Here is a 4,361-nt window from a genome sequence, read left to right as displayed (position 1 = left end):
GCTAAATTGAAAGAAGGCTCTATCCGTCTGGTCATGGGCAACAGTGATGTGCCCGTCGGCCAGTATACGCAAAAGATCCTGACATTCTATGGCCTCGATGAAACGGCTATTGCCCGTGCCGGCCGCATCACGTATGGTTCCAATGTCAAGGAAGTGACGACCCAGGTCAGGGAAGGCAGTGCCGACTGTGGCGTCATTTATGCGACCGATGCTTTTAGTGCCCGCCTGAAACCGGTCGATGAAGCGACGAAAGACATGTGTGGACAGGTCATTTATCCGGCAGCAGTTATGAAACACAGCCAGCATCAACAGGAAGCCCGGGCCTTCCTGGACTATCTGAAAGGGGATGGGGCCATGCGGATTTTTAAGAGCGTCGGCTTTAGTCCCGTCTCGTAAGGAAGCGGTATGATGGACTGGTATCCTCTGTGGAACAGCCTGCGCATTGCCGGCATTTCCTGCATCCTCGTCTTTTTCAGCGGCATCTGCCTGGCCTATTACGTTGCCCGCCTGCCCCGCATATTAAAAGGAATCCTCGATGTCGTCCTCACGCTGCCACTGGTCCTGCCGCCGACGGTCTGCGGCTGGCTGCTCCTCCTCGTCTTCGGCCTGAAGCATCCTGTCGGCATGTTTCTCAACGATGTGGGTATCCGCTTTGTCATGACCTGGTACGGCGGTGTCCTCGCTTCGTCAGTAGTGGCCTTTCCCCTCATGTACCGCACGGCCCGCGGGGCCTTTGAAAGTTTTGATGAGACACTGGCCTGGAGCGGCCGGACACTGGGCCTGTCCGATACGTATATTTTCTGGCACATCCGTATGCCCTGCTGCCGTCAGGGTATCATCGCCGGGACGGTGCTGGCCTTTGCCAGGGCACTGGGAGAATATGGGGCGACGACCATGCTCATCGGATACATCCCTCACAATACGGCGACGATTTCTACGACGGTCTATCAGCTCTGGCGTACCAATGATGAATACCACGCGTTTATCTGGGTCCTCGTCAATATCGCTATCAGTGCGGTCGTGCTGCTCACCATCAACGTATATGAAAAAAGAGGCCGTGAAAGGAGACGCCTTCTATGAGCCTGTCTGTCCATATAGAAAAGAAGCTGGGCGCCTTTACCCTGTCTGTCCATTTTGAAACAAGGGGCGGTGTCCTCGGCATCCTCGGCGCTTCCGGAAGCGGCAAGAGCAAGACCCTGCAGTGCATCGCCGGTATCGAAAGACCCGATGCCGGGCGGATCGTGCTCAACGGCCGCGTCCTGTTCGATTCCCGTTCCCGCACGGATATGCGCGTTCAGGACCGGCATGTAGGCTATCTGTTTCAAAATTACGCCCTGTTCCCCCATATGACGGTAGAGGAAAATATCTATAGTGGTATCCGCTATCTCAAGGATAAACGGGAGCGACAGCGGCGGGTCGATGATATGATCGGACGGATGCACCTGACCGGCCTTTCGGACCGTAAGCCGGGACAGCTTTCGGGAGGGCAGCAGCAGCGGACGGCCCTGGCGCGCTGCCTCATCAATGAACCGGATATCCTCCTTCTCGATGAACCGTTCAGCGCCCTCGATACATGGCTCAGGGAGCAGCTGCTGGCCGAATTGAAGCAGCTGCTGACGTACTATGACAAAGATGTCCTGATCGTCACCCATAACCGGGACGAAGCCTATCAGTTATGCCGGCATATAATCGTTCTGGAAGATGGCCGCGTCGATTCGTCCGGGAAGGTACAGGACATCTTTTCCGCGCCGCCTACCAGGGCGGCGGCTATCCTGACGGGGTGCCGGAATATTGCGCCGGCCCGCCTTCTGGAAAATGAAGTAGTCGTGCCGGACTGGAATCTCCGTTTTCACCCGGAACGCCCTGTCCCGCCGGGCCTGTGTGCCGTAGCCATAGGAGAACGGTCGTTTGTGCCGGGCCGGGAAGAAAACGGTCAGACTGTTACGGTAGAGACGATTCTGGAACGGCCCTTTTCCTGGCTGGTACAATTCCGCTACCGGAATCAGAAAGAGAATACGCCGTCTCTCTGGTGGCAGGTAGATAAAACAAGTCATGAACCGCCACAGGTATTGTCTCTGGGCGTATCTTCCCGTGATATACTGCTTCTGCATACATAAAGAAAGGAACCCTGTATACGATGAAATCTCTTTTTTCCAAACTATTCGAAGAACTTTCTTCCGGGCGCAGTGCCGTATTACTGACAATTATTGATACGGTGGGTTCGACTCCCCGCGGCGCCGGCAGCCACCAGCTGATCCTGGAAGACGGATCGGCGCCGGGAACGGTCGGCGGGGGCTATCAGGAACACCTGGCCTGTGAAGCAGGCAGGAAGGCTCTGAAAGAAAAAAAGTCATTCATACTGCCACTGGTCCTGCACGAGGATCCTGTAGCAGATATCGGGGCCGTATGCGGCGGCGAACTGCGCGTATTTTGCCAGTATTTTGATCCGGCTGTCCCGTCCCTGATGCCCCTGCTGGCCCGGGCGGTGCAGTGCCTGTCCGGTCAGCATGCCTGCCGGCTCTTCTTGGATCTGACTGATCCGGCGCATTGGGGCATGGCCCTTTTGACAGATGATGGACCGGTATATTGTGGTCATGACTGCTATTTGCAGCAATTTCATGAAGAACCGGGTCAGAAAAGCTCCATACCGGCCATAGTATCCCTTCCAGGACATCTCTTATATAAAGAAATACTGGCCTATCCCCGGCGGGTCATCGTTTTCGGGGGCGGTCATGTGGCGAAAGCACTGGTTCCACTCTTGACAGGGCTGGGATTTTCCTGTACTGTTGTCGAAGACCGGGGCGAATTTGTATCTGCCAGCCGTTTTCCTGATGCGGCCGCGCGGATTACAGCTGATTTCCATCACCTGGCAGACTATGTCCCGGTATCAGGCGACGATTATGTCTGCATTATGACCCGTGGCCATCTGGGGGACTATGACGCACAAAAATATGCCCTTTCCTGTCATCCCGGTTACATCGGGGTCATCGGCAGCCGGGCAAAGTTAGCTTTCGTCCGTTCCAAACTATTAGCTGACGGATTTCCTGCAGATGCCATCGACGCCTGCCACGCGCCTATAGGCCTGCCCATTTCGGCGGCGACACCGGAAGAAATCGCCGTCAGTATCGCTGCCGAACTCATTGCTGTCCGGGCCCGCCGTGAAGGCCGTGAAAAAGAGGATGCCAAAGTCTGGAGAGCGTATAGGAATGAACATTGTCGTATATAAAAAAGATTCGGATGAACATGTATCCACCCTGTGGGAGGGCATAGGCCGTATCCTGCCGGAACTGGCACGGACTGATGTCCCGGTCGTACTGGCCGTTACCGGTGCCGGCGGCAAAACGACCTGTATTGCCGCTCTGGCACGAGAATTGATGGACAGAGGCAAACGCGTCCTCGTCGTGACGACGACCCATATGTATCAGCCCGAACGGTATGGCGTGCTGACCGATGATGCCACCGCAATCGTCCGGCAGATGCGGGAAACGGGTATTGCCGTGGCGGGGCTTCCCTGTGATGGCGGCAAGATTTCGTATATCGGTGATGCGGCCTATCATACAGCGGCGCGCCATGCCGATGTCGTCCTCGTCGAAGCCGATGGATCGCGGCGCCTTCCTTTTAAAGTGCCGGGGGTGAACGAGCCGGTCCTTCCCGCCCGGTGTGACGCCGTACTGTCCATTGCCGGCCTGTCGGCACTGGGACGGTCCTTGCAGGCTGTCTGCTTCCGCTGGGATGAGGCGGCTGATGCGGCACGGCGGTTTGGACGGACCTTTCCGCAGGAAGCGGCTGACGGGACCGTACCGCTGTCTATCAGCTTGTTTGCCCGGCTCTGGCAGAACTGCTGCCTTTCCGGCATGGCATGGGATATCCCGGTCCTCCCCGTACTGAATCAGGCCGACACGCCCCAGCACCGCATCGCTGCCAGCCTGATTTTCCAGGAAATGGATCTTCCTGCAGGGCTCATCACGTCCTTTGCCGGAAAGGAAGGGATTCCGTGCATATAAGCCTGATATATATGGCTTCCGGGCAGGGGCGCCGGTTTGGAAGAAATAAACTGCTTATTCCTTTTGTCGGAAGACCCTTGTATCAGCATGGGTTTCTCCAGCTCCGGGAGGGGATGGAATCTGTGCGGCAAGAGGGAATAGGGTGTGATATCGTTGTCGTTTCACCCTATGAAGAATTGCGCCACTGGTGTCGGGTACGGGGAGCACAGGTGTATCCCAACGATGCCAGTCAAGAGGGCATAGCCGCCTCGATCCGCATTGGTACCGCCACTCGTGACAGCGATGCCTATGGTTTTTTTGTGGCTGACCGGCCTCTGCTGCAGGCACAGACCATAGCCAGTTTTTTGACGGGATATG

The 4,361-nt window shown here is 56.4% G+C and carries 6 protein-coding genes; all 6 read left to right on the top strand.

Features of this window, described 5'->3' with window-relative positions:
- Positions 1 to 396, top strand: a 396-nt coding sequence (locus tag DBO31_RS04795) for an extracellular solute-binding protein (RefSeq protein ID WP_150824570.1), incomplete at its 5' end; no start/stop codon positions are given.
- 9 nt (positions 397 to 405) lie between these two features.
- Complete coding sequence (modB, locus tag DBO31_RS04790; RefSeq protein WP_234995393.1) at positions 406 to 1,080, top strand: molybdate ABC transporter permease subunit; 675 nt, start codon at positions 406 to 408, stop codon at positions 1,078 to 1,080.
- Positions 1,077 to 2,117, top strand: coding sequence for a sulfate/molybdate ABC transporter ATP-binding protein (locus tag DBO31_RS04785; RefSeq protein ID WP_113856450.1), 1,041 nt, complete (start codon positions 1,077 to 1,079; stop codon positions 2,115 to 2,117). The genes modB and DBO31_RS04785 overlap by 4 nt, the downstream gene beginning before the upstream one ends.
- A gap of 20 nt (positions 2,118 to 2,137) precedes the next feature.
- A complete protein-coding gene (locus tag DBO31_RS04780; RefSeq protein WP_150824569.1) occupies positions 2,138 to 3,226 on the top strand; it encodes an XdhC family protein in 1,089 nt (362 codons plus the stop codon).
- The gene (gene yqeC / locus DBO31_RS04775; RefSeq protein ID WP_159897761.1) at positions 3,207 to 4,004 is read left to right on the top strand and encodes a selenium cofactor biosynthesis protein YqeC; all 798 of its coding nucleotides are present in this window, start codon (positions 3,207 to 3,209) and stop codon (positions 4,002 to 4,004) included. The genes DBO31_RS04780 and yqeC overlap by 20 nt, the downstream gene beginning before the upstream one ends.
- An 11-nt stretch (positions 4,005 to 4,015) precedes the next feature.
- Positions 4,016 to 4,361: NTP transferase domain-containing protein (locus DBO31_RS04770; protein WP_234995394.1), on the top strand; the 346-nt coding region annotated here is incomplete at its 3' end.

Source organism: Megasphaera sp. DJF_B143, assembly GCF_900320625.1.
Taxonomy (GTDB): domain Bacteria; phylum Bacillota; class Negativicutes; order Veillonellales; family Megasphaeraceae; genus Megasphaera; species Megasphaera hexanoica.
This window is presented reverse-complemented; position numbering and strand designations above follow the sequence as displayed.

Excerpts from the sequence above, each read along its gene's own strand:
- yqeC (WP_159897761.1), top strand. The coding sequence starts at position 3,207 with ATGAACATTGTCGTATATAAAAAAGATTCGGATGAACATGTATCCACC.
- modB (WP_234995393.1), top strand. The coding sequence starts at position 406 with ATGATGGACTGGTATCCTCTGTGGAACAGCCTGCGCATTGCCGGCATT.
- DBO31_RS04780 (WP_150824569.1), top strand. The coding sequence starts at position 2,138 with ATGAAATCTCTTTTTTCCAAACTATTCGAAGAACTTTCTTCCGGGCGC.
- DBO31_RS04785 (WP_113856450.1), top strand. The coding sequence starts at position 1,077 with ATGAGCCTGTCTGTCCATATAGAAAAGAAGCTGGGCGCCTTTACCCTG.